Origin of the sequence: Phytohabitans sp. LJ34 (genome assembly GCF_052068095.1) — a bacterium.
In the GTDB taxonomy this organism is placed as follows: domain Bacteria; phylum Actinomycetota; class Actinomycetes; order Mycobacteriales; family Micromonosporaceae; genus Phytohabitans.
The window spans coordinates 276,571-301,891 of sequence record NZ_JBQHDG010000010.1 but is presented as its reverse complement, the minus strand read 5'-3'; the positions used below and the strand labels follow the sequence as shown (position 1 = coordinate 301,891).

Here is a 25,321-nt window from a genome sequence, read left to right as displayed (position 1 = left end):
TGTCATGTCTCCAGGTCGGTGGGAGTGCCGATGGGTAGCCAGCGGACGCGGTCGCGCACGTCGCGCGGCGCGGCGGCGAACTCGCGTTCGATGTCGGAACGGGGTTGCTGGAAGTGCTTCCAGCCCTCGTAGTGCACGGGCACGGCGGTGTGCGGCCGCACCTCGCCGAGGAGGGTGACCGCGTCGCGGGCGGTCATCGTGTACCGCAGCGGTCCGGTGACCGGGAAGCGGACGCCGCCGAGGTGCACCAGCGCCAGCCCGACCGGCACCCGGCCGGCGACCTGCCGGACGCCGGGGTAGAGGACGGTGTCACCGGATATCCACAGTGCACCGTGCCGCTGCCCCTCCCAGCGCAGCGCGAAGCCGACGACGTCGCCGACGATCGGCCGGCTCAGTGGGGGACCGTGCCGGCACGGCGTGGCGGTCACCTCGACGGCCGGCCGTCCCGCACCCTCCAATGTGGTCGACGCCCACGCCGCCAACCCGAGCGCGCCGCCGCCGAGCCGGGCCGCGCCGGACACGGTGGTGACGACCATGCCGGCCGACGGCAGCAGGCGGCGGCCGGCCTCGTCGAGGTTGTCGCCGTGGTGGTCGTGGGTCAGCAGCACCGCGTCCACCGGCCCGACCGCGTCCGCGTCGATCGCCGGCCCGGCGAGCTTGCGGGACGAGGTGCCCCAGCCGAACGTGTAGGTGCGCCCGGCCGGGTCGAACGTCGGATCGGTCAGCAGCCGCCACCCGGCGAACTCGATGAGCACGGTGGGGCCGCCGACGTGGGTGACGCGGACGTCAGCGGGCATGGGACAGCGCCCAGTCCAAGACCTCGTCGGCGATCCGCTCCCAGCCCTTCTGCGCGGGCAGCAGGTGCGCGTACCCTTCGTACTCCTTGATCTCGGTGATGGTGTTCGACTTGTAGTGCTTGGCGTTCGACTGCTGGATGGCCGGCGGCATGATGTGGTCCTCGCCGCCGGAGACGAACAGCAGCGGCACCCGCTTGTCGTTGTGGTAGTCGACCCAGGTGTCCTGGTGACCGGGCTGGAAGTTGGCCAGCACGCTGCCCCACAGGATGCCGCCGTTGGCCGGGATGTGGTAGCGGTCGTACAGGGCGCGGGACTCGTCCTCGGTGAACGTGTTGGTAAACGCGTACTTCCACTCCTCGAAGGACAGCCCGACCGCCTTGTGCCGGTTGGCCGGGCTCTTGAGCACCGGGAAGGTGGACTTCACCTGCGACAGCGGCACCACCCGCACGCCCTCGGTGGGCGCCGAGTTGAGCGCGACGCCGGCGGCGCCGAACCCGTGGTCGAGCAGGATCTGGGTGAACGCCCCGCCGGCGGAGTGGCCCATGATGATCGGCGGACGGTCCAGCTCGCGGATGATCCCCTCGATCTTCGAGATGATCGCAGGCACGGTCACGTCGACGATGATCTGCGGGTTTTCCCGCAGCGCCTCGACCTCCACCTCGAAGCCCGGGTAGCCGGGCGCGATGACCCGGAAGCCGCGGGCCTCGTAGTGCGTGACCCAGTGCTCCCAGCTGCGCGGCGTCACCCAGAAGCCGTGGACGAGGACGATCGTGTCGGGCGCGGTCATGGCACACTCCTCAAAAATGTAAGCAGGTCTTCCGACAGCTGCTGCTTGTGCGTGTCGGTGATGCCGTGCGGCGCGCCCGGGTACACGACGAGGGTCGCGTCGTTGACGCGCGCGGCTGACGCTTTCCCACCCACCTCGAACCCGGCCTCCGACTCGACCCCGCCGACGCGGACGACCCGTAGGTCGGCGGCGGCGCCGGCCGCGTAGTCGAGCAGCGCGGTCTTGCCGATGCCCGCGTCGCCCTGGAGGACGAGCACGCCACTCAACCCCTCGCGGACCGCGGCGACGAGCTCGTCAAGGTGTTCGCGTTCACTTTTTCGGCCCCTGAGCACCGATCCCCCCTTGTAACACTCCCGTGCGACCTTAGGAAGCGTGTGCGCCGCTGGCGGGGCTATGCGTGCACTGTTGTCGGCTGACGGTGCACACTGGGCGGCGCACATGGGTTTTCTTCTGGACACGGCGGACATACCGCGGGGCGAGCGGGTCGAGGCGGTCTACGCCGCGATGATGCAGGCGTCGGTCCCGTCCTACGTGATCCACGAGGATCCGGGTGGTGACGTCCGCACCCGCCTCGAGGTCTGGGACTTCGGCAGCGCCAACGTATTCACCGCGCGGTCCACCGGCCTGCGCCTGCTTCGCACGCCCAAACAGGCCAAACAGGACGCCGCGCCCATCGTCGCCCTCTCCGTGCAGTTGCTCGGCGACGGGCGCCACGAGCAGCTCGGCCACCGCCAGATCGTGCGCCCTGGTTCGCTGATGATGGTCGACCTGTCCTCTCCGTACGACTTCTCCTGGTCCGGCGACGGCGCGGCCGGCTGCCTCCAGATCCCGTTCGACCAGGTCGGCCTCCCGATCGACGTCATCCGCCGCGCCGCCGCCAATTTGCCGACCAGCCCGCTGTACCACCTGGTGACCAGCCACGTCGCCCACCTGGTGCGGGACGCCGAGCAGCTCAGCGCCGACCCGGCCGCCGTCACCGCCGGCCACGCGAGCATCGAGCTCGCCCGCGCCCTCATCGCGTCGGCCGCCCACGCGGAGCCGCACGCCCGCGCGGTGCTCGCCGAGACGCTGCTGACCCAGGTCCGCGCCTACGTCCGCCAGCACCTGGCCGACCCCGACCTGCGCCCCGCCACGATCGCCGCCGCGCACAACGTCTCGCTGCGCTACCTCTACAAGGTCTGCGCCCAGGCCGACTTCAGCCTCGAGCAGTGGATCATCGGCGAGCGGCTGCGCGGCGCCCGCGATGAGCTGCTGCGCCCGGATAGCCACGGCCGCACGATCGCGACGGTCGCCCGCCGCTGGGGCTTCAGCGATCCGACCCACTTCACCCGCCGCTTCCGCGGCACCTACGGCCAAACCCCCAGCGAGTGGCGCCGCCTCGCCGCGCCACAGGCGGATTCCTAGGAGAACGTCTGTTGTAAGGAGTCCTAATCGTCTGTCCACGGTGGACCCGGCCGGCGTGGGGCGGCCGGGGTTGACGGGTGGGCGTAGAGTCTCCGCTCGTGATCTTCTCTCGCCGCCGTGCCGAGCCCACGTCCGCCCCCGACACCGCGATAGCCGCGTTCTGGGAGTGGTGGCCGGGCGCCCGCGGCCGGGTGGAGGCGGCCGTCACCACCGGTGACTGGGCCGACCTCAGCGACCAGATCAACGCGCTTGTCTCGGCCATCCACGCCGACCTGCACTGGGAGTTCGCCCGCGGTGCCCGGTCGGCGCACGCGCTGGTCGTGTCGCCGGCGGGCCGGGCGGAGCTGCGGGCCGTGGCGGCGCGCTGGGCGGCGGCCGCGCCCCCGGCGGACGAGACGTGGGAGTACCACACGTCCCGCCAGCCCGACCCGAACGCGTTCGGCGCGCGGCTCCAGATCGGCGGCGCCGAGCTGGCGATGGCCGACCTGCGGTACGGGTTCGCGGTGGAGGGCGGGCGGCAGCTCCTCGACGTCACCGTCTACCACCCGATGTTTCCGGACCTGCCCGAGGAGGTGCGCGGGCAGATCGCCTTCCTGTCGCTGGACTGGCTGCTCGGCGAGGAAGGCGTGGAGCGCTGGGTCGGCGCGGTCGAGTTCGGCGGGGAGGCACCCCCGGTCGACGCGTACGCGCCGGACGAGCTGCGGGCCGCCGTGGAGCGCCAGGCGGTCGAGCACAAGGAGCCCGTGTGGGTGATGCTCACCGCCCAGGACAAGAAGGGCTGGCCGGTGCTCGCCACCGCGCAGAAGGTGATGTTGCCGGTGCGCTTCCCGCGCTTCGACACGCATGTCGCGGTGACGCTGCCGTTCCGCGACACCAACGACGGCGGGCTGCCGCTCGACGGTTCGCTGACCGCGTTGCGCGCCTTCGAAGACGAGCTGACCGAGGCGGTCGGCACCGACGGCGAGCTGCTGGCGCACGAGACCACCCGCGGCACCCGCGTCCTTCACTACTATGTGGACGGTGCGACGCCCGCGGCCGGCCACGTCGAAGGGCGCCTCGCCGGCTGGCGCGAGGGCCGCGCCCAGGCGAAGGTCGCCTACGACCCGGCCCTGGAGGGCGTCGCCCACCTCGACACCACCTGACGGCCGGCCCGGGGTGGTGGGCCGGCCGCCTTCTCGACGGTGTCAGGACACTGGGCTGCTGGTCCGTACCCATTGGACGGCGTCCGCGACGACCACGCCGTTCGCGGCGTCGCTCAGCTCGACGCGGCCGTCGAGACCCGCGGTGAACGGGAACGTGCCGAGCGACACCCACTCGCCGCCGCGCGGGCCCGGCACGCCGCGTACCCGCTGGTCGACGGCGACCGGCGTGCTGCCCCCGGCGTGGTGGACGACGTAGGTGGCGTTCGTCGCGCGGTTGGACGCCGCGCTGTACGAGACGCGCACCTCGTAGCGGTCGTCGCCGGGAATGGCCGGGCGCCAGCGCACCGCCGCGGTGCCGTCGCCGGCCGCGTGGGAGGTGTAGTTGCTGCCGTAGTACCCGGGCACGCCCGTGCCGCCGGGCCAGGTGCCGGCGACCACCTGGAAGCCCTGCTCGCCGTTGTCGATGGTGATGTCCTCGCGGACATCGGCCGGACCGGGCGCCTCGACCAGGCTCAGCTCGTCGAGCGAGATCAGCTGGCCGCCGCCGCGGCCGGGGCCGGCCAGCGTGAAGCGCACGCGATGCCGGCCGGGCCCGAGCCGCAGCCGGTCCAGCCGCACGACGTCGTACCCGTCGGCGCTCTCCGCCGTCGTGTCGATCGCGGCGACCCGCGGTGCCCGGCCGTCGATGGTGACCGCGACGAGACCACCGGCCACCGGGCGGTAGTAGCGGAGCCAGACCTCGAACACGCCGCCATGCCCGGCCTCGAATGGGTACTCGATGTAGTCGCCGGCCGCGTGCGGGGTGTAGACCGCGCGGGCGCCGTCGCGGGCGGTGGGCTCGCGGACGACGGCCACGGTGCCGCCGGGCCGCCGCGCGTGCGGCGCGGTGCGGCCGAGGTCGTGGCGGTGCTCGGTCAGGCGCGGGCCGCGGGAGAGGCTGTCCCGGCCCTGCGTGAGCCACTCCAGGTTGAACCGGGCGAGCGCGATCCGCCGCGGGAAGCTGGGGATGTCGCCGTCGCAGCCGTACAGGAGCACGATCGTGCCGTCGGAGAGCCGCGCGAGGTCGGAGTAGTAGGAGCGGTTGGGGTTGACGACCCGGCTGTACCGGAACGAGTGCCCCTCGTCGTAGCTGACCGACACCGTCATGTTCCACCGCATCGGCGCGTCCGGCCGGCTGAAAAGGATCCGGTCGATGTCGTGCGAGCGCGGGCCGCCGGTGTACCGGACGAGGCTGGCGTCGACGGCGTTGAAGACACCCGTGGCGCCGTCCAGTTTGGGCGGTGACCAGGTGAGGCCGCGGTCCTGGCTCACCGCGACGATGCGCTGGCGGTTGCCGCCCGCCGCCGCGCGGCCGTTGACCACGACCGGGCCGTCGTCGCGCTGCACGAGCCGGGCCTCGTTGATGGGGTACTCCACGGAGACCGGCACCTCGCCGGTCGCCTGCCAGGTGCGGCCGTGGTCGTCGCTGTAGAGGCCGGCCATGCCGTAGAAGCGCTGCGCGACGGTGTTGCCGACGATGACCCGGCGGTGCGCGACGTTGATCAGCAGGCGGCCGTCGTCGAGCTGGATGCCGTGGCCGGGTCCCGGGCCGTGCAGCGCCCAGTCGTACGGGAAATGGTCGAACAGTCCGGCCAGCGGCCGCGGCTCGCCCCAGGTCCGCCCACCGTCCTTGCTGGACACCACGTACAGGTCGCCGCTGTCGCCGGAGCAGGTGGTGTTCTCCGGGAGCCGCTCGGAGAGCATGTAGAACAGGAACACCTCGCCGGTGATCCGGTCGGCGACGAAGGCGGGGTTGCCCCACGACTGACCGTCCACGGAGGACACCACGGTCTGCGTCGGCCCCCAGGTCTCGCCGCCGTCGGGGCTGCGCCGCACCAGCAGGTCGCGCGGACCGGCGTCGCACACCTCGTACCGGCCCTCGGTGGCGGCCAGGATCGTGTCGTTCGGGAGCACGACGAGGCCGTGCACGTGATAGTTCTCCAGCGGGTCCACGGTGGAGTCCCACAGCGTCGTCTCGTGGAAGAAGGGTTCGTTCCGGGGTGGGCTGGCGAATGCTCGGGGCCCGACCGCGACCGTGGCGGCGCCGGCGGCGAGCCCGATGGTGAACGTCCGTCTGGCGATCATGCAGCGCTCCTATCAGAGCAGGTGTGGACCGGGAGGGTGTCAGAGCACGTGTGGACGGGGAGAGGGTCAGAGCAGGTGGACCGGGAGGGGTCAGAGCAGGTATGAACCGAGGGAGGCGACCACGCGTTCGAGCTCGTCGGTCTCCGACGGCGTGCATGGCGCGAGGGGCGGCGCGGCGTGCGGCGGGCACAGGCCCCGCCGGGCGAGCAGCGCCTTGACCGCGGGAACGCCGGGACGGACCGCGTGCAGCCCGGCGAGGCGGGTGTTCAGCTCCTGGAGCCGGTCGAGCGCGGCGCCGTCGCCGGCCTCGTGCGCGGCCAGCAGGTCCAGGGCGAGCCGGGGCGCGAGGTTGGCTGTGCCGGGCACGATGCCGCCCGCGCCGGCGCGCAGGGCCGCCGCGAGCGCCCGCTCGTCGCCCTGGCTGACCGTGAAATCAGGGCGGTGGCCGGCCGCCTTCACCAGGTACGCCAGCGTCGCCGGTTCGCCGGACGAGTCCTTGACGCCGACCACGTGCGGCAGCGCGACGAGACCGTCCACACTCGACTCGATGAGGGGAGTGGCGTACTTCGGCGCGTTGTACGCCACCACCGGCCGGCCGCACCCGGCGAGCGCGGCATAGTGGGCGACCACCTCGTCCGGGCGGTGCTTGAAGTACGTCGGCGGGCTGACCACGAGCGCGTCCGCGCCGGCCGCGACCGCGCGGTCGGCGCGCTCGCGGACCTCGTCGGTGCCGGCGGCGGTGACGTTGACGAGCACCACGCCGCCGTCGACGAGACCGTGCCAGCGGTCGACCATGGCGGCGACGTACGCCGGCAGCCGGTCGGGGCGGATCAGCGGGCCCTCGCCGTTGCTGCCGAGGAGCATCAGCCGGCGCACGCCGGCGCCCGCCATCGCGCGCAGCAGCGGGGTCGCGGCCGGCGCGGACGGCACGCCGGGCCGGTCCATGGGCGTCACGAGCGGTACGACGAGGCCGCCGAGCAGGTCTTTCACGCGGCACGTCCGGTGTTGAGCTCCAGGGCGGCGTCGACGAGCGTGCGGGTGTACTCGTGGCGCGGGGCGCCGAGCACCTCGCTGGCCGGGCCCTCCTCCACGAGCTCGCCCTGCCGCATCACCGCGATCCGGTCCGCGATCTGGTGCACCACACCCAGGTCGTGGGAGATGAACAGCATCGACAGGTGGTGGCTGGCCCGCAGGTCGACGAGGAGCCGGAGGATCTGCGCCTGTACCGAGACGTCCAGCGCGGACACCGCCTCGTCGCAGACCAGCAGCCGCGGCTTGACGGCGAGCGCGCGGGCGATGCTCACCCGCTGGCACTGGCCGCCGGACAGCTCGCCCGCGTGCTGCCGGGCGACGCTCGAGTCGAGGCCCACGTCGTCGAGCAGCCGGTGCACGGCCGCGGTGCGGTCGCCGGCCGGCGCCGACGCCGGGTGGGTCCGCCACGCCTCGTTGATGATGGCGGCGGCGGTCATCCGCGGGTTGAGGGAGGAACGCGGGTCCTGGAACACCATCTGGATCGCCCGCTGAAGGGCGGCCGGCCGGCGCCCGACCGGGCCGAGGCGGTGACCGTCCAATGTGACCACGCCGGAGTCCGGCCGGACGAGGCCGATGATGGCGCGGGCCGCGGTGGTCTTGCCCGATCCCGACTCGCCGACCAGCCCGACCGTCTCGTTCGCCGCGACGCGGAGGCTCACCCCGTCGACGGCGACGAACCTGTTGGACCGGCGGCCGAAACTGACCCGCAGGTCTCGCACCTCCAGCAACGCCTCACTCACTCTGCAACAGCTCCTCGGCGAAGTGGCACGCCGTCCAGCGGCCGGAGGCGACCTGCCGGACGGCCGGCTGCTCGGTGCGGCACCGGTCGCGGGCCAGCGGGCAGCGCGGGTGGAACGCGCACCCCGCCGGGCGGTTCGCCGGGGTGGCCGGCGTGCCGGGTAGGGGATGGGCGAGCGCGGTGCGGGTCCGGATGGCCGGCACGCTGCGCACCAGCGCCTGCGTGTAGGGGTGCGCCGGCCGGCCGAGCACCGCCGCGGTCGGGCCGCGCTCGGCGACCCGCCCCGCGTACATGACCACCACCTGGTGCGCGACGTGGGCGACCACCCGCAGGTCGTGGCTGACCAGCAGCATCGCCAGCCCTTCGTCTTCCTGGATCGACCGCAGCAGGCGCAGGATGCGCGCCTGCACGGTGACGTCGAGCGCGGTGGTGGGCTCGTCGGCCAGCAGCAGCGCCGGGCTGCCGGCCAGCGCCAGCGCGATCATCGCCCGCTGCCGCATCCCGCCGGAGAACTCGTGCGGGTAGTTGCGCAGCCGCCGCGCCGGGTCCGGGATGCGGGCCCTTTCGAGCAGGTCCAGCACCCGCCGGCGTACCTCGTCGCGGGGTTTGCCGTCGCGGCGCAGGATCTCGCCGACCTGGCGGGCGATCGTCTGGGTGGGGTTGAGGGCGGCGAGCGGGTCCTGGAAGATCATCGCGATCTCGTGTCCGCGCAGCCGGCGGCGCCGGGTGCGGTCCGCGCGCAGCAGGTTCTCACCCCGCCAGAGCAGCTCGCCGCCGGTCCGGGCGCCGTCGGGCAGCAGGCCGATGATCGCGTTCGCGGTCATTGTCTTGCCGCTGCCCGACTCGCCGATGAGCCCGACCGTGGTGGCCGGCGGGACGTCGAACGACACCCCGTCGACCACGCGCAGGTGGCCGGCCTGGCCGGGCAGGTCGACGACCAGCCCGGCCAGCTCCAGCAGCGGCCCCGTCGAGGACTCGGCCGCCGGCTGGTCGGCCAAGCGAGCGGCGGTCATGACCCGTTGACCTGCGCGGTGGCGAAGTCGGGCAGACCGTTCGGGTCCGGCGAGAAGCCCTGGAGGCGGTTGTTCCAGGCGTACGCGTACTTGACCGCCATCGGGAACATGCCGACCGCGTCCTGCCAGATGATCTGGCTGGCCTCACCGTAGAGCCTGGTCCGCTCGGCCTCGTCCGGGCTCGAACCGGCCTTGCTCAGCAGCTGGTCCAGCTCGGGGTTGCAGTACCCGTTGCGCTTGGCGGCGCAGGGGTAGAGGCGGCCCAGCGTGTTCGCCGCGTCGAACGTCGGGTTGGACAGCTGCTGGAAGTTGATGTCCCAGTTGAGCGCCAGCAGGTCCTTGGTGAAGACCGCCTGCTCCTTCTCCAGCAGGTCGACCTGGACGCCGATCTTCTGTAGGTCGGAGACGACCGCCTGGTTGAACTGCCGGAACTCGGCATTGGCGAACTGGAGCCGCAGCTTCTTGGAGAAGTCGAAGCCGGCCGCGGTCAGCGCCGCCTTGGCCGCGTCCGGGTCGTACCCGATCGGCTGCTGCTTGACGTAGCCCAGCGTGATCGGCGAGACGGGCGCGTCGGACAGCGAACCGGTCTGCGGGTACAGCTGCTTGATGATGGTCTCGAAGTCGACCGCCTGCCACAGCGCCCGCCGCACCTTGGCGTCCTTCAGCGCGGGGGTCGACGAGTTGAACCACATCGTGAAGACCGCCGTGCTCGGTACCGTCTGTACGGTCAGCTTCGAGTCGCTTTGCAGCTCGCCGAGCTGGTCGTCGGGGATGCCCCACACGACGTCCGCCTCGCCGGTGCGCAGCGCGGTCAGCCGGGCCGCCAGCTCGGGCATCTTCTTGATGGTCACCTTCGACACCTTCGGCGCGCCGCCGTAGTACTGGGCGTTCGGTACCAGCGCGAGGGTCTGCGACGGGGTGAACGAGTCCACAGTGAACGGACCCGAGCCGACCGGCTTCTGGAAGAACGCGGTGTCGTCCGGTGCCACGCCGGCCGGGATGACGTAGAACGTGGCGAGCTTGCCGGGCACCGCCGCGTCCGGCTTCGTCGTCTTCATGACCACCTGCGTGTCGGAGGTGGCGGTCATCGTGTACCCGGTGAAGTTGGCGGTGTTGGTGCCCTTGAGGTCCATGAAGCGCTTGAACGAGGCGGCGACGTCGTTCGCGGTGACCGGCTTGCCGTCGCTGAACCGCACACCCGAGCGGAGCGTGAACGTCCACTCCGTGGCGTCGGCGTTGGGCTTCCACTCGGTGGCGAGGTCGCCCTTCAGCTTGCCGTCGTTGCCCGGGCCGACCAGGCGGCTGTAGATCTCCCGGGACGCCAGCTGGGTGCCGGTGCCGCCACCCTGCGCGCCGTGCGGGTCGAGGCTTTCGATGGGGTACGTGCCGGCGACCGTGAGCTGGCCGGAGCCCGCACCGGACCCGCCGCCGGTGGTGGCGTCCGAGCAGCCGGCGAGCGCTATCGCCGCGACGGCGAGACTGTACAAAAGGGACTTTCTCACGGTATGGGCTCCTAATCTTTCGCGGGGAGAGTCAGTCAGTTCAGGTGGCCGCGGCCGTACCGGGCGGTGAGCTGGTCGCCGAGGATGCCGATGTTGACGATCAGCACGGACAGCGCGATGCCGGGCAGCGCCGAGATCCACCACGCGGTTTCGAGGTACTGCTTGCCGTTCGCGATCGTCTGGCCCCACGACACCGCCGAGTTGGGCAGGCCGATGCCGAGGAAGCTGAGGCCGGCCTCGGCCAGCACGACGAGCGCGAACTCCAGCGTCGCCAGGGCGACGACCGGACCGATGGTGAAGGGCAGGATGTGCCGGACGAGGACGGCCCGGCGGGGCACGCCGAGCACCCGGGCCGCGTCGACCCAGGCCCGCTCCCGCAGGGAGAGCGCGATGCCGCGGGTGACGCGGGCGAAGGAGATCCAGGCGGTCGCGGAGAGCGCGGTCACCACGAGGAAGACGCTGCGCTCGAACGCGCCCGCGATCACGATGGTCAGCAGGATCGCCGGGAAGGCGAGGAGGATGTCGATGCCGCGGGCCAGGATCGTGTCGAGCCAGCCGCGGAAGTAGCCGGCGACCGTGCCGACGGCCACGCCGACGACGCAGGCGACGACGACGGTGCAGACGCCGATGATGACCGACGTCCGCGCGCCGTACACGATCTGGGCGAGCACGTCGCGGCCGAGCGCGTCGGTGCCCAGCCACGCGGTGCCGCCGCCGGACACGGCCGACCCGGGCGAGAGAAGCCGGTCCTGGAGCGAGGTGTGCACCGGGTCGTAGTCGATGAACAGGGGGCCGATGACGGCGACCGCCGCGTACAGCCCCAGGACGAGGTAGGGGATGCGGCCGAGCCAGCGCCGCGGCCGGATCCGGGGGACGCTTACCGTCTGGAGCTCCAACGCCGCCGTCATGACACGCCGTCCAGCTTGATCCTTGGGTCGAGCTTCGTGTAGAGCAGGTCGGCCAGCAGGTTGAAGAGCATGACGATGCCGGCGATGACGAACGTGGCCGCCTGCACCACCTCGTAGTCGCGGTTGGCGACCGCGTCCACGACCAGCGTGCCGACGCCCGGCCAGGCGAAGACGTTTTCGACGATGACGGCGCCGCCGATGAGCCCGCCCATGTGCAGCCCGACGATCGTCACCACGGGGATGAGCGAGTTGCGCAGGGCGTGGCCGGTGAGCACCTGCGGCTCGGTGAGGCCCTTGGAGCGGGCCGTCTGGATGTACGGCTCGCGCATGGTCTCCGCCACGCTGGTCCGGGTCAGCCGGGCGACGATGGCGGTGAACGGCAGGGCGAGCGTGACCGCCGGCAGCACGAGGTGCTGTGGTGTGCCGGAGCCCGCGCTGGGCAGCACGCCCAGCGCCAGCGCGAAGATGAGGATCAGCATGATGCCGACCCAGAACGTCGGGAACGACTGGAGCGCGATCGTGCTCGCGGACACCACCCGGTCGAGCGCGCGACCCGGGCGCGCGCCGGCCAGCAGCCCGAGCGTGACGCCGAGGACGACGGCGATGAGCGTGGACGTGAGCATCAGCTCGACGCTCGCCGGCAGGCGCTCCAGCACGGTGTCCATCGCCGGCCGGCCCAGCCGGTACGACTGTCCGAAGTCGAACCGGGCCGCGTCGGCGAGGTAGTGCGCGTACTGCGTGAGCTTGGGCTGGTCGAGCCCGAGCCGCGCGGTCAACTCGTCGATCTGCTGCTGGTCGGCGTCCGGGCCGAGCAGGATGGTGGCCGGGTCGCCGGGGACGACGCGGACGATGAGGAAGATGAGCGAGGCCGCGCCCCACATCACGAGTACGCCGATGAGCAGGCGCTTGACGACGAGCCGGATCATGACGGACGCCCCGCTCGCGCCGGCCCGATCGAGTCGCCGGGCACGAACGTGCACGGCAGGCTCACCCGCTCGGGTGCCGTACGCCGGTCCTCCAGCAGCTCGATGAGCATGCGGGCGGCCTCGCGCCCCATCTCCACGCGGGGGAGCGAGAAGCGGGTCCAGTCCCGGCGGTCCGGAGTCCATGATGGAGGGTCGCCGAGCAGCGCGATCGAGCAGTCCTGCGGGAAGCGGATCCGCGCCGCGGCGGCGATCTCGTCGAGCGCGGTGGTCAGTCTGGTGTCCTCCGTGGGCTCCACCAGCACGGCGGTCACGCCGTACCGCGCGATCCAGTGCTCCAGGTGCTCGGCGGTCAGCTCCGCTGGGTCGGCGAGCGCCTGGATCAGCGACTCGTCGACCGCGAGCCCGGCCGCGACGAGACCTTGGCGGTAGCCGGCCTCGCGGTCGCGGGTGGGCTCGGTGTCGTCGGTGGCGCGTAGGTAGAGGATGCGCTCGTGCCCGTGCCCGGCGAGGGTGGTCACCATCGCGCTCGTCGCGGCGACGTAGTCGGCGGCCACGTAGGAGATGTCGGCGTCCGGCAGCTCCCGGCGGCCGAGGAAGACGAACGGGAAGTCTTCCCGGACCAGCGCGGCGAGCTCGTCGCGGCGCACGTTGCGACCGAGCAGGACGCATCCGTCGGCGATCCGCAGCCGGTTGACGCCGCCGGCGTAGATGGAGCGGTCGGCGGCCGAGGTGACCGAGCTGAACAGCAGCAGGTCGTAGCCGAGCGCCGCGGTCGCCTCCTCGACGCCGACCAGGAACGGGTAGTAGAAGTCGCGCTGGTCGACCGGGAAGACCGGTTCGAACGTGTATATGCCGAGCAGGTTGTTGCGCTTGCCGCGCAGGCGGCGGGCCGCGACGTTGGCCGTGTAGCCGAGCTCGGCGGCCGCGGCCAGCACGGCCTGTCGGGTCGGCTCGGCCACCTGGTCGCTGACGGCGCCGCCGCTGATCACAAGAGATACCGTCGCCTGAGAGACGCCGGCACGGCGGGCGATGTCGACCTGGGTGGGCCGGCCTCGGCGCGGGGATGGGGTCACCGCAGCTCCAATTAATACGTATTAGAAGATCCGGTGGAGCCACCGTACTCGTCGTGTCCCGCCAACGTCAACAAGCTGTTTCGGTCTTGTTGCCGCCCCGTTGACGTGCGTAAAGCCGTCAAGTAGCGTCACAGACGGTTGATCTTAATACGTATTAATAAGATCGCCCCACCGGCCTCTGGATCAGGAGACCCCCGCATGCCTCAATCCATCAGCAGGCGGACGTTCACGCTCGGGCTCGCGGCGGGCGCCGCCGCGACTTTCGTGCCGTCGAGCGCCTTCGCCTCCGGTGCCGCCACCCCCTTCTTCGCCGAGACGACGCTCTGGGACTCGACCGTCGACCCGCTGGCCAGCTACCACGTGCACGCCCTCACCGCCCTGCCGGACGACACGGTCCTGGCCGTCACGGAGGGGCGGTACGAGAACTGCGACGCCGGCCCGCACGACATCCTGCTGCGCCGCAGCACCGACGGCGGGGCCACCTGGACGCCGACACAGACGCTCGTCGCCGCGACCGAGGGCCAGTGCTGGGCCAACCCGACGTTCGTCGTCGACCGCCGCACGCGCGAGGTCTTCCTGTTCTACAACTGGTGCGTGCGCCTGCCGGAGAACACGAGCTGCTCGGCCGACTCCAGCACCATGTACGTCATCTCCAGTGTGGACGGTGGCGTGACCTGGGGCGCGCCGCGCGAGCTCACCGACCTGTTCGCGCACTTCCCGTACAACTGGTCGATGCACGGGCCGGGGCCGGGGCACGGCATCCAGCTCGACACCGGCCGCCTGCTGCTCACCGTCTCGCACCGCACGATCATCACCGGGGTACCGACGAGCGAGCGCAACTACGGCGTCTCCACTTTGTACAGCGACGACCACGGCCGCACCTGGAAGTCCGGCGGAGCCGTGCCGATGGGGCCGGAGTACCCCACGGTCGGCGAAGCCCGGCTGGTGCAGCGCGAGGACGGCACCGTCCTCATGAACAGCCGGGCCGGCTCGGGCAGCAACTGGTCGCGTAGCGTCACAGTGAGCGAAGACCGCGGTCTGACCTGGGCGGTGCCGCGGCTCGACGATGGCGCCGGCCTCTTCAACGGCGTCGACGCGGGGCTGCTGCGGCTCAGCCGGGGTCGGGTGCTCCTCAGCCGGCCCGACGCGCCCATGCGGTGGAACATGACCGTCTCGGTCAGCTACGACGACGGCGACAGCTGGCGGTACAGCCGGGTCGTCAACCCCGGCCGCGCCTTCTACTCCGACCTCACGCGGCTCTCCGACGGCACGATCGTGCTGCTCTACGGCTGCGACGGCGACCTCGACGGCACGCCGCGCCGGGTGGCCGCCGCCCGGTTCAACCTGGAGTGGCTCACCCAGGGCCGGGACACCCTCGCCGACGGGCCGGGCGTGACCGAGCAGGCGCTCGACCTCGGCCGCATGGCGCCGCTGGCCCGCCGCTCGGGCGGTACGGTCGCGGTCGTGCGCGAGGCCACCGCCCGGCACGGCGCGCGCGCCGCCTACACGCCCGGCGCCGCCGGCGACTACATCGAGTACCCCTTCGTGGTGGGCCGCTCCGGCGAATACGAGCTGTGGCTGCGGTACTTCCGCACGCTCGACGGCGGCGTGGTACGCATCACCGTGGACGGCGGGGAGCCGCGAAACTCCACAGTCGACATGACCGCGTGGCGCAGCGCCGGCTACGACGTGCTGTGGCTCGACAAGACGTGGCTGCGCTCCGGCCGGCACGCGATCCGGTTCACCCTCGCCGGTCCGGGGCGCGGCGGCGGCACCGCCGTGTCGGTCGACGAGCTGAGCCTCGTGCGGGCGCCCCACCCGGCCGACGTCCGCCCCGACGTGACCGTCGACAACGGAGAGCTGGGCTTCGAGCTCGTGTCCGGCTCGTGGCCGAGCAGCCGCGGCGTGCCCGGCTACTACGGCTTCAACTACCTCTCCCACGGGCCCGGCACCGGAGCCAGTGCGGTCGACTGGCAGCCGGCCCTGCCCGGCGACGGCCGGTACGAGGTGCTCGTCTCCTACTCGGCGGGCACCAACCGCGCGACCAACGCCACCTACACCGTGCACCACGCCGAGGGCAGCACCCCGGTCGCGGTCAACCAGCAGGTCGCCGGCGCACCCGCGCCGCGCGGCGGGGAGTGGACGTCGCTCGGCGTGTTCCCGTTCAAGGGCGGGATCGACGGGCACGTCGTGCTCACCGACGCCGCCGACCGCACCGTCATCGCCGACGCCGTCCGCTTCCTGAGGGTCGATCAGTGAGCCCTGTCGTACCCGGTGCGAACGCCGCGGTGGCCCTGCGCCCCCTGCCCATGCCGGCGAGCCGGCTGGCGGGCGGGTTCTGGGCCCCGCGGCTGGCCGCCAACCACGCGGCCATCCCGGTCGTCCACGAGCGGCTCGTCGCGGCCGGCCACATCCGCAACCTGCGGATCGCCGCCGGCGCGGAGACCGGCGTGGTCGAAGGGGCCGCGTTCCGGGACTCCGATGTGTACAAGTGGCTGGAGGCCGTCGCCTGGGCCGGCCTGGACGCGGGTGAGCTGCCGCGCACCGTCGCCGCCGCCCAGCGCCCCGACGGCTACCTCAACTCGGTCATCCAGGTGCGCGGCGGCGAGCCGTACACGCAGCTGTGGATGAGCCACGAGCACTACTGCGCCGGCCATCTCTTCCAGGCGGCGGTGGCGGCGGCCCGCACGAGCGGCGACACGACGCTGCTCGACGTCGCCACCCGGCTCGCCGACCACCTGGCCGCCACGTTCGGCCCGCACGGGCGCACCGAGCTCGACGGGCACCCGCTCGTGGAGATGGCGCTCGTCGAGCTGCACCGGCAGACCTGCGAGCCGCGCTACCTCGACCTGGCCCGGCACTTCGTCGACACCCGCGGCTACGGCCGGGCCACCAAGCCGGGCTTCGACCCGTCGCCCTACGGCGACCCGGGCCACTACGCGGACGCCGAGCCGGTGCGCGCGGCCGGCACGCTGTCCGGGCACGCGGTCCGCGCGGTGTACTTCGCCGCCGGCGCCACCGACGTCGCCATCGAGACCGGCGACGCCGCGCTGCTGGCCGCCGTGCGCCGCCAGTTCGACAACGTGGCGCGGCGCAAGCAGCACGTGACAGGTGGCGTCGGGTCCCGCTGGGACGGCGAGGCGTTCGGCGACGACGACGAGCTGCCACCGGACCGGGCGTACGCGGAGAGCTGCGCCGCGATCGGCATGCTCCAGTGGGCGTGGCGGCTGCTGCTGGCCACCGGCGAAGCCGAGTACGCCGACCAGATCGAGCGGCTGCTCTACAACGCGGTGCTGCCCGCCGTGTCGCTCGCCGGTGACGAGTTCTTCTACGTCAACACGTTGCACCGGCGTACCGGCGCCCGTCCCGACGTGCAGCGGGCGCCCGCCAACGGTCGGCGGCCCTGGTTCAACTGCGCCTGCTGCCCACCCAACCTGCTGCGTACGCTGGCGAGCCTGCCGGCCTACCTGGCCACCGGCACCGGCGACGGCCTTCAGATCCACCAGTACGCCCCGGGCTCGCTGTCGTCCGGCGCGCTGGCCGTGGACGTCGACACCGCCTATCCGTGGGACGAGCGGGTCGTGCTGACCGTGCGCGCCGCCCCGCCGGGCGAGGTCGAGCTGGCGCTGCGCGTGCCGGCGTGGGCCGAAGGGTCCACGTTGGACGGCGAGCCGGTGGCGGCCGGCGGGTACGCCCGGCTGCGGCAGGTGTTCCGGCCCGGCGACCGCCTCGTGCTGGAGCTGCCCATGCCGCCCCGGCTGATCCGGCCCGACGACCGGGTCGACGCCCTGCGCGGCTGCGTCGCCGTCGCGCGCGGGCCGCTGGTGTACGCGATCGAGCAGCCCGACCAGCCGGAAGGTGTCACGCTGGAAGACATCCGCCTGGACGCGGGCGCGCCGATCCGCGCCGAGAACCGGCCGGAGCTGCTCGGCGGTGTGACCGTGCTGCGCACCGGCGACACCACGCTCATCCCGTACTTCGCCTGGGCGAACAGGGGACCCCACGCGATGCGGGTATGGATACCGGAGGCGAGTGAATGACGTCGTACGAGGACGCGCAGCGGCGGCTGGCGCGCGGCTGGAACACCTGGGACACGCACAGCCTGCTGACCCAGGTGCTGCTGCCCGACGGGCTCGCCGTATCGCTGGGCCTCAAGGAGTACTACCGCGGAAACGTCCTGAACCGGGTCCAGATCGGACGGCGCGAGCAGGACGCGGAGGAGGTGACGCTCGGCCCGCACGCGATCGACGGGAGCTACACCTCCGTGACCGTGCGCTGGCGCGGCGTCGAGGTGCTGGTCGAGAGCGCGCACGACGGGCCCGACCTGGTGCTGCTCGCCACGCCCCTCGCCAACCAGGTCCAGCCGGCGACGCTGACCGTCGCGGTCGGACTGCTGTGGGGCCGCCCCGGCGCGGTGCGGCGGTCCGGAGACGGGGTCACGGCCGAACTGCCTGGCCGTGCGGTCACCGTCTCCGCCACCGCGCCGGGGCACCACGACCCGTACGTCGACCTGACCGGGCCGTACCTCGCGGTGCGGCTGGACGGCCCGGTCGGCGTCTCGACCGGGGCACCGCGCGACCTGGCCACCGTCCAGCGGATCGTCGCCGGCGCGCGGCTCGCGCGTCCGGAGGACGCCGACGGGGAGCACCGGGAGCTGATCCGGGACGCCATCGCCTGGAACACCGTCTACGAGCCGGCCGGCGAACGCGTCGTCACCACGGTCAGTCGACTGTGGAACGTGGGCAAGCGCGGCGGCTACGCCCTCTTCTGCTGGGACAACTACTTCAATGCGCTGCTCGCCGGCTTGTTCAGCGCCGACCTCGCGTACGCGAACGCGGTCGAAATGACCCGTGCGCTCACGCCGGCCGGCTTCGTGCCGAACGTGGAGCAGGGCACCGGGCGGCGCACGTACGACGGCTCGCAGCCGCCGGTGGGCTCCCTCGCCGCGCTGGAGCTGTACAAGCGGTTCGGCGACCGCTGGTTCCTCGAAGAGGTGTTCCCCGGCCTGCTCAGCTGGAACAGGTGGTGGTGGAACACGCGGCGGGACGGCGAGCTGCTCTGCCTCGGCTCCACCGCCTTCGAGCCGGAGTGGCCGTCGCCGCAGGACATCCCGCGGATCAACCAGCACTTCGGCGCCACCTGCGAGAGCGGCTGCGACGACCATCCGATCTTCGCGGACATCCCGTACGACCCGACGGTCGGCCTGCTGATGGCGCACGACGTGAGCCTCAACAGCGAGTACGCGATGGACTGCGCGGCGCTCGCGGACATCGCCGCCGTGCTCGGGCGCGACGCCGAGCGCGACGAGCTGCGCGGGCGCGGCACCGCGGTGGCGGAGGCGATGGAGCGTCTACTGTGGTCGGATGAGACCGGCTCGTACCGCAGCCGCCGCACCGACACCGGCGACTTCACCGCGGACATCTCGCCGATGAGCTTCTACCCGCTGCTCGCCGGGATCGGGGCCGGTGGCCGCGACCGGCGGATGGTCGAGCGCTACCTGCGCGACGAGCGGTACTTCGGCGGCCGCTGGTCGGTGCCGTCCACGCCCCGCACCGACGCCGAGTCCGCGTCGCGTAGCTACTACTGGCACGGGCGGGTGTGGCCGCCGATGAACTTCCTGGTCTACATCGGACTCCGGCGGGCCGGGTTGACCGAGGAACGGAGCTGGCTCGCCGAGCGCAGCGCCGAACTGGCGATGAAGGAATGGAGCGAGGCGCGTCACGTGCACGAGAACTATTCGGCGAACACCGGCGAGGGCTGCGACAAGGCCAACAGCGAACCGTTCCACTCGTGGGGCGCGCTGCTGAGCCTGATCCCGCTGATCGAGAGCGGATCCGTCGAGTACTTCCGCGAGGTGAACGCATGACCAGCGCGGACGTGCTCGTCGTCGGCGGCGGCCTGGGCGGTGTGGCGGCGGCGCTCGCGGCGCTGCGCCGCGGCCGCACCGTACTGCTCACCGAGGAAACCGACTGGCTCGGCGGCCAGCTGACCGCGCAGGCGGTGCCGCCGGACGAGCACCCGTGGATCGAGCGGTTCGGCTGCACGGCCAGCTACCGGGAGCTGCGCGACGGCATCCGGGAGTACTACCGCCGGTGGTACCCGCTCAGCGACCGGGCCCGCGGGGCCCGCTATCTCAACCCGGGGGAGGGCACGGTCAGTCCACTGTGTCACGAGCCGCGGGTGGCCGCCGCGGTCATCGAGGCGATGCTCGCCCCCTGGACCGCCGCCGGCCGGCTGCGGGTGCTGCTCCGGACCCGGCCGATCGCGGCCGATGTGGACGGTGACCGGGTGCGCGCCGTCGTGGTCGAGGACGTCGAGGGCAACCGGACGGAGCTCGCCGCACCGTACGTCCTGGACGCCACCGAGCTGGGCGACCTGCTGCCGCTGACCGGCACAGAGCACGTCACCGGCTTCGAGTCGCGGGCGGAGACCGGCGAGCCGCACGCCCCGGCGCGGGCGCAGCCGGACAACATGCAGGCGTTCTCGTGGTGCTTCGCGATCGAGCACCGGGCCGGCGAGGACCACACCGTCGACAAGCCCGCCGAGTACGACTTCTGGCGCGGGTTCAGCCCGGACTTCTGGGGCGGCGAGCTCGTGTCGCTGACCGCGCCCGACCCGCGGACGCTGCGGCGGTACCCCCGCTCGTTCGTGCCGAACCCCGCCGACGAGAGCGACGTCGTGGCGGACCAGAGCGTCAGCGCGGGCGACAGCGAGCTGTGGGTCTTCCGGCGGATCGTCGCGCGCCGTACGTTTCCGGCGGGCACGGTCGGCAGCGACGTCACGCTGGTCAACTGGCCGATGATCGACTACTTCCTCGGGCCGCTGATCGGTGTGGGCGAGGCGGAGCAGGCCAAGCACCTCGCCTCGTCCCGGCAGCTCAGCCTCAGCATGCTGTACTGGCTCCAGACCGAGGCGCCCCGCCCCGACGGCGGCACCGGCTGGCCCGGCCTGCGGCCGCGCGGCGACGTGCTCGGCACCGCCGACGGCTTCGCCAAGGCGCCGTACATCCGCGAGTCCCGCCGCGTCCGCGCCGAGTACACAGTGGTCGAACAGGACCTGTCCCTGGACGTGCGGGGCGAGCACGGCTCGGTGGTGTACCCGGACAGCGTCGGCGTGGGCGCGTACCGGATCGACCTGCACCCCTCGACCGGCTTCGACACGTACATCGACGTCGGCGCGACGCCGTACCACCTGCCGCTCGGCGCGCTGCTGCCGGTGCGGATGGAGAACCTGCTGCCGGCCGGGAAGAACATCGGCACCACGCACATCACCAACGGCTGCTACCGCATGCACCCCACCGAGTGGAACATCGGCGAAGTGGCCGGCGCGCTCGCCGCGCACTGCCTCGACACCGGCCTGGCCCCGCGGCAGGTGCGAGCCGACCCGCGGCGGTTCGACGACTTCCGCGCGTCGCTGGTACGCGGGGGCGTGGAGCCGGAGTGGCCGCGGATCGGAGGATACTGATCGGCCGCGTCGTCCCGAAGCGCCGAAAAGTTCCCGGGACCTTTGCACCGGGAGCCGCTACGGTGGGCGCCGTGGACAACCGTCACCGACTGCTGGCCGCCTCCGCCGCCGTGCTCGCCGCCGCCCTCGGGATCGTCGTGCCGGCCGCGCCCGCCGCGGCGCACACCGAGCTCAAGAGCACGGTGCCGGCGGCCAAGAGCACCACGACCAAGCCGGTCACCGAGGTTACGCTCACGTTCACCGGGCTGGTCAAAAAGCCGGGCACCACGGTCGCGGTGACCGGACCGGACAAGACGTCGCACAGCGCCGGCGCCGCCGAGGTGCTCGACAAGACGATCACCCAGAAGGTCGACGGGCTCGCGGTCGGTGTCATCACGGTCACCTGGCGCACGACGGCGGCCGACGGGCACCCGATGCAGGGCAGCTTCACGTTCACCAACCGGGCCGCGGCGCCGTCGCCGAGCCCCAGCGCCCTCCCCACCCCGAGCGCCGAGGCCACGACCGCCGCGCCGCCACCGGCCGCCACCCTGCCCTCACCGACCCCGGTCGCCCAGGCCGGCGACGACGACTCCTCCTCGTCGACCGTGTGGTGGATCGTCGGCGCGGCGGTCCTGCTCCTCGCCGCGATCGCCGGCATGGTCCTGCGCCGCCGCAGGACCGGGACGCCGTGATGCCCGCGGGCTGGGACGCGATCGACGGGGCGCTCGGCCGGATCTACCCCGGCGTCGAGCCGCTCCACTACGGCACGGTCGTCAAGTGGCGGCTGGGTGGGCCGGATCCGCTCGACGGGCTCAGCGTCTACCCCCGCGACGATCACTGGCACTTCGTCAGCTACGGCATGTCCGAGCTGTACGACAAGGAGTCCGACGACCCCGACGAGTCGGGGTGGGGCTTCGAGCTCACCTTCCGGGTCGCGCGGGGCGCGGAGACCGAGCCGCCGGTGTGGGCGCTCAACTTCCTCCAGAACCTCGCCCGCTACGTGTTCAGCAGTGGCAACCCGTTCGCGCCCGGCCACCACGTCGACCTCAACGGGCCCATCTCGCTCGCCGCGCCGGACACGGCGATCCGCGCGATCACGTTCGTCGACGACCCGGAGCTCGGCGTGATCGGCACGCCGCACGGGCGGCTGCGCTTCCTCCAGGTGGTGGGGCTGACATTGGAGGAGTACGCGACGATCGAGCTGTGGGACGCGGCCGCGCTGCTCCAGGCGCTGGCGCCGCACCTGCCGCTCTTCGTGACCGACCTCGCCCGCGGCACGCTCACCGACGACCCGGCGGTGGCGGCCGCGATCGCCGACGGCGTGCGGCGCGAGGGCTCGTCGACCGGTTCGATGTATGTGGCGGAGGCGAGCTGGGAGAGTGGGCCGGCCGCCGGCACCACGCTCACCTTCGGCGCGAACGCCGCCGCCCGCGTCGGCCGGGTGCTGGCCGCCCGCCTGCCGTTCGGCCGGGGGCTGCTGGTCGACGGCCCCAACGGCGCGGTCGGCTTCCAGCCGGGCGAGCGGGTGACGGTCACCGACCGGGGCGAGGGCTTCGCGGAGATCCAGGTGCCGCCGCCGGTGCTGGCCGAGCTGGCCGGCGCGCTGCGCCCGGTCGCCGGCACCTACCGGCTGCCGAGCGCGCCCAACCTGTCCGTGCGGATCGTGAAGTCGCGGATCCGCGACCCCGACGGCAACATCGTCGCCGAGATCGGCTGACGGTCACAGGGGGAGCGAGACGTCGACCGTGGTGCCGGCGCCGGGCGGGCTGGTGACGTGGATCGCGCCGCCCAGCGCCTCCACGCGGTCGCGCAGGCCGGTCAGGCCCGAGCCGTGGGCCGGGTCGGCGCCGCCCGCGCCGTCGTCGTGTACCCGGAGGGTCAGGGTGCCGCCACTGGCGTCGAGGGTGACCTGGACGTGCGTGGCCGCGGCGTGTTTGGTGGTGTTGGTGACCGCCTCCGACACCACGTAGTAGGCGGCTACCTCGACCGGCTCCGGAAACCGTGACGTCGTGCGGACGTCCAGCTCGACCGGGACCGCGGCGCGGCGGGCGATCGTGCGCAGGGCCGGGCCGAGGCCGCCCTCCGAGAGGATCACCGGGTGGATGCCGCGGGAGAGCTCGCGCAGCTCGTCGAGGGCGTCGGTGAGGTCGCCGGCCATCCGGTCGAGGTCCGTCCGCAATCCGGCCAGGTCGGCGGGGACGGCGCTCTCCACCTGGCGCAGCTCCAGCGCCAGCGAGACGAGCCGCTGCTGGGCGCCGTCGTGCAGGTCGCGTTCCAGCCGGCGACGGGTGGCGTCGGTCGCGGCGATGACCCGGGCGCGGGAGGCGGCCAGCTGGGTGCGGCTCTCCGCGTTCGCGATCGCGATGGCCACGATCTCGCTGAACTCCGCGATCCGCCGCTCGGCGCCGGCCGGGAACCCGTCGCTGCCCCGCCGCGCGGTGAGGGCGCCCCAGGTGTGGCCGCCGGCGACCACCGGGATCACCAGCTCGTCCGCTCCGTCCGCCGCGGAGCCGCTGCGCGCGACGACGGTGCGCCGGCCGTCCGGTTCGAGGCGTTCGACGGTGGTGGAGTCGGCGCCGAGGAGGCGGCCGACCTCGTCGACGACGGTCGCGAAGACCTCCTCGGGCGGCACCTCGCGGGCCACCTGGGTGGCCACCCGCCGCAGCGCCGCCTGCTCGGCCGAGAGCCGCGCGGAGTGCTCCGCCGCCCGGCGCTGCCGGGCCGCGAGGTCGCCGACCACCACGGCCGTGACGAGGAAGACGCCGATCGCCACGGCGTTGTCGACCTCGGTGAACCACCAGCGCCGGCTCGACGGGAGGAACAGGTGCCCGAACAGCACCGTGCTCACCACCGACACCACCGCCGCCGGCCCGGCACCCCAGCGGACCGCGACCGGCAGGATCGCCAGCAGGTACAGCACGAGCAGGCTCATCGCGGGCAGGTGCGGCTCGACCAGGGCGACCACGGCGGTGACCGCGGCGACGCCGACCGCACCGGCCAGCAGGCCGCGGAGCCAGCGGGCCGTCAAGAGGTCTCCGGCACGAGCTCGCGCACCGCACCGCCGGACAGCTGCGCCTTCCACACGAAGCCGGCGGCCGGGCTGAGCGCGATCAGGTCGGCGTAGTCGTCCTCCCGGCGGGTCGAGATCAGCACGACCCGCGCGCGCAGGTCGGGGTGGCGCTCGACGAGCTGGCGGGTCAGGTCGAAGCCGCTCTCCGCGCCGAGCGCGATGTCCACCAGCACCACGTCCGGGTGCAGGCGGTCGGTCTTGTCGAGGGCGTCCGCGACGGTGGTCGCGGTGCCCACCACCTCCAGGCCGTCCCGCTCGAGGCTCGTGCGGGCGACAGCCAGGAACCGCTCGTTGTCGTCGACGATCAGGCAGCGCCTTACCATGCCCAGAGCATGGCATCCGGCCCGCCACCGGCGCATTCCTGGTAGCAGGTATAGGTTCGTCTACCCGCTAGCGGGTATCGCCACATTCCCGCTGACCGCGATGGCCCACCGCCCGGGCGGGGCGAGGCTGGAACGCACAGCGAGTTTCCCGACGAAGGGGGTCCTGACCCATGCCAGCGCGGAACACGGTGCACGCCTCGATGGCCGGCACGATCGACGTCGGCGGCGACCTGACGGTCAACCGCCTCGGCTACGGCGCCATGCGGATCACCGGCCCCTACATCCTGGGCGAGCCGGCCGACCGCGAGGAGGCGAAGGCGACACTGCGCCGGGCCGTCGAGCTCGGCGTCACGTTCATCGACACCGCCGACTCGTACGGCCCGCACGTCAGCGAGGAGCTGATCCGGGAGGCCCTCCACCCGTACCCGGAAGATCTGGTCATCGCGACCAAGGGCGGCCTGGTGCGGCGCGGCCGCGGGCCGTGGCCGGCCGACGGGCGGCCCGAGCACCTCGTCGCGGCGTGCGAGGGCAGCCTGCGGCGGCTGGGGCTGGAGCAGATCCCGCTCTACCAGCACCACCGGCCCGACCCCCAGGTGCCGTACGAGGACTCGATCGGCGCGCTCGTACAGCTCAAGGAGCAGGGCAAGATCCGGCACATCGGCGTCTCCAACGTCACCGAGGAGCAGCTGCGGACGGCCCAGGCGCTGACTCCGGTGGTGTCGGTCCAGAACAGGTACAACGTGGACGACCGCCGCTCGGAGTCCCTTGTGGACCTGTGTGAGCAGGAGTCGATGGTGTTCCTGCCGTGGGCGCCGATCCAGGACCTCGACGGCAACCCGGCGATCACCACGCTGGCCGAGCGCTACGACGCGACGCCGCGCCAGATCGTGCTCGCCTGGCTGCTGGCCCGGTCGCCGGCCATCCTGCCGATCCCGGGCACCGGCACGGTGTCCCACCTCGACGACAACGTGGCCGCCGTGGCGATCAAGCTCACCCCCGCCGAGGCCGCCGCCGTGCGCGACGGCACTCCACTGTAGA

The 25,321-nt window shown here is 72.7% G+C and carries 21 protein-coding genes and 2 pseudogenes; 9 read left to right on the top strand and 14 right to left on the bottom strand.

Features of this window, described 5'->3' with window-relative positions; all coding sequences use genetic code 11:
- Positions 1-2: 2 nt before the first annotated feature.
- From ACTMTJ_RS20165 to ACTMTJ_RS20150, 4 genes and pseudogenes are all read right to left on the bottom strand, one after another.
- Positions 3-797 (bottom strand): MBL fold metallo-hydrolase, encoded by a 795-nt coding sequence (locus tag ACTMTJ_RS20165; protein ID WP_441218755.1) that lies wholly within the window; start codon positions 795-797, stop codon positions 3-5.
- On the bottom strand, positions 787-1,584 hold the full coding sequence (locus tag ACTMTJ_RS20160; protein ID WP_441218753.1) for an alpha/beta hydrolase: 798 nt from the start codon (positions 1,582-1,584) through the stop codon (positions 787-789). The genes ACTMTJ_RS20165 and ACTMTJ_RS20160 overlap by 11 nt, the downstream gene beginning before the upstream one ends.
- Positions 1,581-1,691, bottom strand: a pseudogene (locus ACTMTJ_RS20155) (alpha/beta fold hydrolase); the annotation flags it as partial. The gene ACTMTJ_RS20160 and the pseudogene ACTMTJ_RS20155, both read right to left, overlap by 4 nt.
- A gap of 84 nt (positions 1,692-1,775) precedes the next feature.
- Positions 1,776-2,024: pseudogene (locus tag ACTMTJ_RS20150) on the bottom strand (ATP-binding protein); the annotation flags it as partial.
- Between ACTMTJ_RS20150 and ACTMTJ_RS20145 the strand changes: the two are divergent.
- Positions 2,023-2,988 (top strand): helix-turn-helix domain-containing protein, encoded by a 966-nt coding sequence (locus tag ACTMTJ_RS20145; protein ID WP_441218751.1) that lies wholly within the window; start codon positions 2,023-2,025, stop codon positions 2,986-2,988. The pseudogene ACTMTJ_RS20150 and the gene ACTMTJ_RS20145 overlap by 2 nt on opposite strands.
- Before the next feature lie 98 nt (positions 2,989-3,086).
- Positions 3,087-4,130, top strand: coding sequence for a hypothetical protein (locus tag ACTMTJ_RS20140; protein WP_441218749.1), 1,044 nt, complete (start codon positions 3,087-3,089; stop codon positions 4,128-4,130).
- Positions 4,131-4,172: 42 nt separating this feature from the next.
- Here the strand turns inward: ACTMTJ_RS20140 and ACTMTJ_RS20135 are convergent, their stop codons facing one another.
- The 8 genes from ACTMTJ_RS20135 to ACTMTJ_RS20100 all read right to left on the bottom strand — a co-directional run bounded on the left by ACTMTJ_RS20135 (position 4,173) and on the right by ACTMTJ_RS20100 (position 13,447).
- Complete coding sequence (locus ACTMTJ_RS20135) at positions 4,173-6,254, bottom strand: golvesin C-terminal-like domain-containing protein (RefSeq protein WP_441218747.1); 2,082 nt, start codon at positions 6,252-6,254, stop codon at positions 4,173-4,175.
- A gap of 90 nt (positions 6,255-6,344) precedes the next feature.
- Entirely contained in the window at positions 6,345-7,244 is a 900-nt protein-coding gene (locus ACTMTJ_RS20130; RefSeq protein WP_441218745.1) for a dihydrodipicolinate synthase family protein, read from the bottom strand.
- Positions 7,241-8,026 carry an ABC transporter ATP-binding protein gene (locus ACTMTJ_RS20125; protein WP_441218743.1) on the bottom strand — a complete coding sequence of 262 codons (786 nt, stop codon included), beginning with the start codon at positions 8,024-8,026 and terminating at the stop codon, positions 7,241-7,243. Before ACTMTJ_RS20125 ends, ACTMTJ_RS20130 begins: the two co-directional genes overlap by 4 nt.
- On the bottom strand, positions 8,019-9,038 hold the full coding sequence (locus ACTMTJ_RS20120; RefSeq protein ID WP_441218741.1) for an ABC transporter ATP-binding protein: 1,020 nt from the start codon (positions 9,036-9,038) through the stop codon (positions 8,019-8,021). Before ACTMTJ_RS20120 ends, ACTMTJ_RS20125 begins: the two co-directional genes overlap by 8 nt.
- Positions 9,035-10,540, bottom strand: a complete 1,506-nt coding sequence (locus ACTMTJ_RS20115; protein WP_441218739.1) for an ABC transporter substrate-binding protein — start codon at positions 10,538-10,540, stop codon at positions 9,035-9,037. The genes ACTMTJ_RS20120 and ACTMTJ_RS20115 overlap by 4 nt, the downstream gene beginning before the upstream one ends.
- Positions 10,541-10,575: 35 nt before the next feature.
- Positions 10,576-11,448, bottom strand: coding sequence for an ABC transporter permease (locus ACTMTJ_RS20110; protein WP_441218737.1), 873 nt, complete (start codon positions 11,446-11,448; stop codon positions 10,576-10,578).
- Positions 11,445-12,374 (bottom strand): ABC transporter permease, encoded by a 930-nt coding sequence (locus tag ACTMTJ_RS20105; RefSeq protein WP_441218735.1) that lies wholly within the window; start codon positions 12,372-12,374, stop codon positions 11,445-11,447. Before ACTMTJ_RS20105 ends, ACTMTJ_RS20110 begins: the two co-directional genes overlap by 4 nt.
- Positions 12,371-13,447 carry a LacI family DNA-binding transcriptional regulator gene (locus tag ACTMTJ_RS20100; protein ID WP_441218733.1) on the bottom strand — a complete coding sequence of 359 codons (1,077 nt, stop codon included), beginning with the start codon at positions 13,445-13,447 and terminating at the stop codon, positions 12,371-12,373. The genes ACTMTJ_RS20105 and ACTMTJ_RS20100 overlap by 4 nt, the downstream gene beginning before the upstream one ends.
- A gap of 198 nt (positions 13,448-13,645) precedes the next feature.
- On the opposite strand from ACTMTJ_RS20100, the gene ACTMTJ_RS20095 reads away from it, so the two are divergent.
- The 6 genes from ACTMTJ_RS20095 (at position 13,646) to ACTMTJ_RS20070 (ending at position 22,607) form a co-directional block, all read left to right on the top strand.
- Positions 13,646-15,706 carry a golvesin C-terminal-like domain-containing protein gene (locus ACTMTJ_RS20095; RefSeq protein ID WP_441218731.1) on the top strand — a complete coding sequence of 687 codons (2,061 nt, stop codon included), beginning with the start codon at positions 13,646-13,648 and terminating at the stop codon, positions 15,704-15,706.
- On the top strand, positions 15,703-17,487 hold the full coding sequence (locus ACTMTJ_RS20090) for a glycoside hydrolase family 127 protein (protein ID WP_441218729.1): 1,785 nt from the start codon (positions 15,703-15,705) through the stop codon (positions 17,485-17,487). The genes ACTMTJ_RS20095 and ACTMTJ_RS20090 overlap by 4 nt, the downstream gene beginning before the upstream one ends.
- Positions 17,484-19,313: an MGH1-like glycoside hydrolase domain-containing protein gene (locus tag ACTMTJ_RS20085; protein WP_441218727.1), complete on the top strand. Its 1,830-nt coding sequence runs from the start codon at positions 17,484-17,486 to the stop codon at positions 19,311-19,313. The genes ACTMTJ_RS20090 and ACTMTJ_RS20085 overlap by 4 nt, the downstream gene beginning before the upstream one ends.
- On the top strand, positions 19,310-20,911 hold the full coding sequence (locus ACTMTJ_RS20080; RefSeq protein WP_441218725.1) for an FAD-dependent oxidoreductase: 1,602 nt from the start codon (positions 19,310-19,312) through the stop codon (positions 20,909-20,911). The genes ACTMTJ_RS20085 and ACTMTJ_RS20080 overlap by 4 nt, the downstream gene beginning before the upstream one ends.
- Before the next feature lie 71 nt (positions 20,912-20,982).
- Positions 20,983-21,582: a copper resistance CopC family protein gene (locus ACTMTJ_RS20075; RefSeq protein WP_441218723.1), complete on the top strand. Its 600-nt coding sequence runs from the start codon at positions 20,983-20,985 to the stop codon at positions 21,580-21,582.
- Positions 21,582-22,607, top strand: a complete 1,026-nt coding sequence (locus tag ACTMTJ_RS20070) for a suppressor of fused domain protein (protein ID WP_441218721.1) — start codon at positions 21,582-21,584, stop codon at positions 22,605-22,607. Before ACTMTJ_RS20075 ends, ACTMTJ_RS20070 begins: the two co-directional genes overlap by 1 nt.
- Before the next feature lie 3 nt (positions 22,608-22,610).
- Here ACTMTJ_RS20070 and ACTMTJ_RS20065 read toward each other — a convergent pair whose 3' ends face one another.
- Both ACTMTJ_RS20065 and ACTMTJ_RS20060 read right to left on the bottom strand, forming a co-directional pair.
- Positions 22,611-23,918, bottom strand: coding sequence for a DUF4118 domain-containing protein (locus tag ACTMTJ_RS20065; protein WP_441218719.1), 1,308 nt, complete (start codon positions 23,916-23,918; stop codon positions 22,611-22,613).
- Positions 23,915-24,283: a response regulator transcription factor gene (locus ACTMTJ_RS20060; protein ID WP_441218717.1), complete on the bottom strand. Its 369-nt coding sequence runs from the start codon at positions 24,281-24,283 to the stop codon at positions 23,915-23,917. The genes ACTMTJ_RS20065 and ACTMTJ_RS20060 overlap by 4 nt, the downstream gene beginning before the upstream one ends.
- A gap of 170 nt (positions 24,284-24,453) precedes the next feature.
- Here ACTMTJ_RS20060 and ACTMTJ_RS20055 point away from each other — a divergent pair, with 170 nt between their 5' ends.
- Entirely contained in the window at positions 24,454-25,320 is an 867-nt protein-coding gene (locus tag ACTMTJ_RS20055; RefSeq protein WP_441218715.1) for an aldo/keto reductase, read from the top strand.
- Position 25,321: the final 1 nt, after the last annotated feature.

Bases quoted from the DNA above. Each gene is read 5' to 3' on its own strand.
- ACTMTJ_RS20105 (WP_441218735.1), bottom strand. From the start codon at position 12,374: ATGATCCGGCTCGTCGTCAAGCGCCTGCTCATCGGCGTACTCGTGATG.
- ACTMTJ_RS20070 (WP_441218721.1), top strand. From the start codon at position 21,582: ATGCCCGCGGGCTGGGACGCGATCGACGGGGCGCTCGGCCGGATCTAC.
- ACTMTJ_RS20145 (WP_441218751.1), top strand. From the start codon at position 2,023: ATGGGTTTTCTTCTGGACACGGCGGACATACCGCGGGGCGAGCGGGTC.
- ACTMTJ_RS20060 (WP_441218717.1), bottom strand. From the start codon at position 24,283: ATGGTAAGGCGCTGCCTGATCGTCGACGACAACGAGCGGTTCCTGGCT.
- ACTMTJ_RS20120 (WP_441218741.1), bottom strand. From the start codon at position 9,038: ATGACCGCCGCTCGCTTGGCCGACCAGCCGGCGGCCGAGTCCTCGACG.
- ACTMTJ_RS20080 (WP_441218725.1), top strand. From the start codon at position 19,310: ATGACCAGCGCGGACGTGCTCGTCGTCGGCGGCGGCCTGGGCGGTGTG.
- ACTMTJ_RS20160 (WP_441218753.1), bottom strand. From the start codon at position 1,584: ATGACCGCGCCCGACACGATCGTCCTCGTCCACGGCTTCTGGGTGACG.
- ACTMTJ_RS20085 (WP_441218727.1), top strand. From the start codon at position 17,484: ATGACGTCGTACGAGGACGCGCAGCGGCGGCTGGCGCGCGGCTGGAAC.
- ACTMTJ_RS20135 (WP_441218747.1), bottom strand. From the start codon at position 6,254: ATGATCGCCAGACGGACGTTCACCATCGGGCTCGCCGCCGGCGCCGCC.
- ACTMTJ_RS20110 (WP_441218737.1), bottom strand. From the start codon at position 11,448: ATGACGGCGGCGTTGGAGCTCCAGACGGTAAGCGTCCCCCGGATCCGG.
- ACTMTJ_RS20095 (WP_441218731.1), top strand. From the start codon at position 13,646: ATGCCTCAATCCATCAGCAGGCGGACGTTCACGCTCGGGCTCGCGGCG.
- ACTMTJ_RS20055 (WP_441218715.1), top strand. From the start codon at position 24,454: ATGCCAGCGCGGAACACGGTGCACGCCTCGATGGCCGGCACGATCGAC.
- ACTMTJ_RS20165 (WP_441218755.1), bottom strand. From the start codon at position 797: ATGCCCGCTGACGTCCGCGTCACCCACGTCGGCGGCCCCACCGTGCTC.